The sequence below is a fragment of the Streptomyces sparsus genome (genome assembly GCF_054776295.1).
The window spans coordinates 1-2,871 of the sequence record NZ_BAAHCA010000639.1; the positions used below are offsets into that span (position 1 = coordinate 1).

5 protein-coding genes and 1 pseudogene are annotated in these 2,871 nt (G+C 70.7%); 3 read left to right on the plus strand and 3 right to left on the minus strand.

The window, feature by feature from the left end; all coding sequences use genetic code 11:
• Positions 1-244 (minus strand): methyltransferase domain-containing protein (locus tag ACYVE9_RS21470; protein ID WP_461029526.1); only part of this gene is annotated, 244 nt, incomplete at its 3' end.
• Entirely contained in the window at positions 244-846 is a 603-nt protein-coding gene (locus ACYVE9_RS21475; RefSeq protein ID WP_461029527.1) for a DUF3043 domain-containing protein, read from the minus strand. The genes ACYVE9_RS21475 and ACYVE9_RS21470, both read right to left, overlap by 1 nt.
• A 284-nt stretch (positions 847-1,130) precedes the next feature.
• Here ACYVE9_RS21475 and ACYVE9_RS21480 point away from each other — a divergent pair, with 284 nt between their 5' ends.
• Together ACYVE9_RS21480 and pspAA are read left to right on the plus strand one after the other, a co-directional pair.
• Positions 1,131-1,946, plus strand: a complete 816-nt coding sequence (locus ACYVE9_RS21480; protein WP_461029528.1) for a PspA/IM30 family protein — start codon at positions 1,131-1,133, stop codon at positions 1,944-1,946.
• A 37-nt stretch (positions 1,947-1,983) separates the two neighbouring features.
• Positions 1,984-2,274 carry a PspA-associated protein PspAA gene (gene pspAA / locus ACYVE9_RS21485; RefSeq protein ID WP_461029529.1) on the plus strand — a complete coding sequence of 97 codons (291 nt, stop codon included), beginning with the start codon at positions 1,984-1,986 and terminating at the stop codon, positions 2,272-2,274.
• A gap of 130 nt (positions 2,275-2,404) precedes the next feature.
• Here the strand turns inward: pspAA and ACYVE9_RS21490 are convergent, their stop codons facing one another.
• Positions 2,405-2,614 carry a hypothetical protein gene (locus ACYVE9_RS21490; RefSeq protein WP_461029530.1) on the minus strand — a complete coding sequence of 70 codons (210 nt, stop codon included), beginning with the start codon at positions 2,612-2,614 and terminating at the stop codon, positions 2,405-2,407.
• 110 nt (positions 2,615-2,724) lie between these two features.
• Between ACYVE9_RS21490 and ACYVE9_RS21495 the strand changes: the two are divergent.
• Positions 2,725-2,871 (plus strand): annotated as a pseudogene (locus ACYVE9_RS21495) (bifunctional adenosylcobinamide kinase/adenosylcobinamide-phosphate guanylyltransferase); the annotation flags it as partial.

Consider the following 2,871-nt stretch of genomic DNA (forward strand, 5'->3'; position numbering starts at 1 on the left):
GCATCACCGGGTCGGCCTCCAGGCCCGTCACCTCATGGCCCGCGCGGGCCAGCCGTAAGGCCTGGATGCCCTGCCCCGGCCCCACGTCGAGCACCCGCAGGCGCCGGCCGACGGGGAACCGGGCCGCGATCTGCTCGTCCAGTTGGCGTGCCACCAGGGACTGCCGGACCGCGTCCCGCAGCCGCCCGGCTCCGCCGAGCCACCGTTCGGCGGCGTCCCCGCCGAACTCCAGCAGACCGGTCATCAGCGGCGCGGTGCTTCGCCCCGGGCCACCTGGGGCTTGGGAAGCCGCATCCGCCGCATCTGCAGCGTGCGCATCAGGCCGTAGAGCGTCGCGCCGCGGTGGTTCTCGTCCGGGAGTTGCTCCTGGAGCGCCTTCTTCAGCCGGAACCTGGTGAACACGGAGTCGACGACGATCATGATGATGACGCCCATCCAGAGCAGCAGCGAGATGTTCTTCGCCTGGAGCGACGGCAGCAGGCTCATCACCAGGATGAACACCGCGATCGGCAGGAAGAACTCCGCGACGTGCCACTTGGAGTCGATGAAGTCGCGGGTGAAGCGGCGCACGGCGCCGCGGTCCCGCAGCGGAAGGTAGCGCTCGTCACCGGTGGCTAGCGCCTCACGCTGCTTGGCGAGCTCCGCGCGGCGCAGCTCACGCGAGCGCTTGGCCGCCTCCTTGCGGTTGGCCGGCGGCTTGGAGAGGCTGCGTCGCTGGGACTGGGACTCCCGTCGCTTGGGCGTGGGGCGGCCCTTGGGCGCCTGCGGGTTGCGGGTCGGCTGCGTCAGGTCCTCGGTCGCCGGGGCGGGCGCGGCCTGCTCATCCTTGGAACGGCTTCGGAACACGCCCCCAGAGTACGTCGTGCCGGGGCATGGCCCCCACCCCCGGTGGGCACGATCCGGCAACAGCCGGCAACAGCCGGCAGCAGGGAACCCGCCCTCCCGCGCGCGTCGCACACGTCCGCGGCTCCACGTCTACTCCTTGGGCGGGACAAGCCGGGGTCACGATCGTCCTGGAGAATGAGCGCATCCGACGCCGAACAGTGCGGTAATGGAAGCAGGGCCCGTACTGTGGGTCCGTAGAAGGTGCGTAAGGCTCACGTCGGTTACGAAGGGGGCGCGCGAGGCCCATGAGCGGTGTCATGAAGCGGATGGGGATGCTTTTCCGCGCGAAGGCCAACAGGGCCCTGGACCGGGCTGAGGACCCGCGCGAAACACTCGACTACTCGTACCAGAAGCAGCTGGAGCTGCTGCAGAAGGTGCGGCGCGGCGTCGCCGACGTGGCGACGTCCCGCAAGCGGCTGGAGTTGCAGCTGAACCAGCTCAACGGCCAGTCCGACAAGCTGGCCGAGCAGGGCAAGAAGGCTCTCGCCCTGGGCCGCGAGGACCTGGCCAGGGAGGCGCTGTCCCGCCGGGCCGCCCTCCAGCAGCAGGTCTCCGACCTCCAGGTGCAGCACCAGACGCTGCAGGGCGAGGAGGAGAAGCTGACGCTCGCCTCCCAGCGGTTGCAGGCCAAGGTGGACGCCTTCCGCACGAAGAAGGAGACCATCAAGGCCACCTACACGGCCGCCCAGGCGCAGACGCAGATCGGCGAGGCGTTCTCCGGCATCTCCGAGGAGATGGGCGACGTCGGCATGGCGATCCAGCGGGCGGAGGACAAGACCGCCCAGTTGCAGGCACGCTCCGGCGCCATCGACGAGCTGCTCGCCTCGGGCGCGCTGGACGACCCCACCGGCACCGCCAAGGACGACATCACGGCCGAGCTGGACCGGATCTCCGGCGGCTCGGACGTCGAGCTGGAGTTGCAGCGCATGAAGGCGGAGCTGGCCGGCGGCACCAGCGCGGGCCAGCAAGCCATTGAAGGCGCTTCGGGCGCTTCGGGTGGCGAGGGCGGCACCACGCAGGGTCAGCAGACCCAGGACGCGCCCAGGTTCGACAAGCAGTGACGACAGTGGCTCGAAGCCCCGTGAGAAGGAGCGCAGCGTGATCGTAAGGATCATGGGGGAAGGCCAGGTGAAGCTGGACGACAGTCACTTCGCCGAGCTCAACAAACTGGACGACGAGCTGCTGGAGGAGATGCAGAACGGCGACGAGCCAGGTTTCCGGCGCACGCTGGAGGCCCTGCTCGACGCGGTTCACCGGCTGGGGTCACCGCTGGCCGACGACGCGCTGGAACCCTCCGAACTGATCCTCCCCGAGCGCGGGGCGACGATCGACGAGGTCCGCGCGATGCTGAGCGACGAGGGCCTGATCCCGCTGGAGCCCAACGGCTGAGCGACCGTCCGCACGCACCGCCGGTGATGCCCCGGCCCCCTTCGCAGCGGGGTCGGGGCATCAGCGCGTCCGGCGGGGCGTCACCGGGTCCGCCCCGCTCCCGCCCCGGCCGGGAGGGCGGCCCGGCCCGTCAGTCCTGCGCCTCGTGCAGGCTCATCGGGCCGTAGATCTTCGTCGAGTCCTCGAACAGGGTCACCTGGTCGACGCCGCCGTCCAGCAGCTCCTTCCAGATCTCCCCGATCCAGGACTCCGCGTCGCCCTGCGTGGAGAAGTCCTCAACCGCCACCGGGGACTCGGTCTCCGTACCGTCGGCCTTCTCGAACCGCCACGTCCACGCCATGTACGCCTCCTGGAGATCATCGGCATCACTGCCCGCAGCGTACTCGTGACGGAGCGGACCGGCGGCGGGGTCCCCGCGCTTTCCCGAGCCGGACGAGAGACGATCGGGGGGTGGAACTGACTCTGCTCGGCACCGGCGCCCCCGCCGGCCTCCCGTGTCCCGGCTGTCCCTGCGCCGCGTGTGCCACGGCCGCCGGGGAGCACGCCCGCGCCGCCACGGCCCTGCTCGTGGACGGCCACCTGCTCGTGGACCTGACG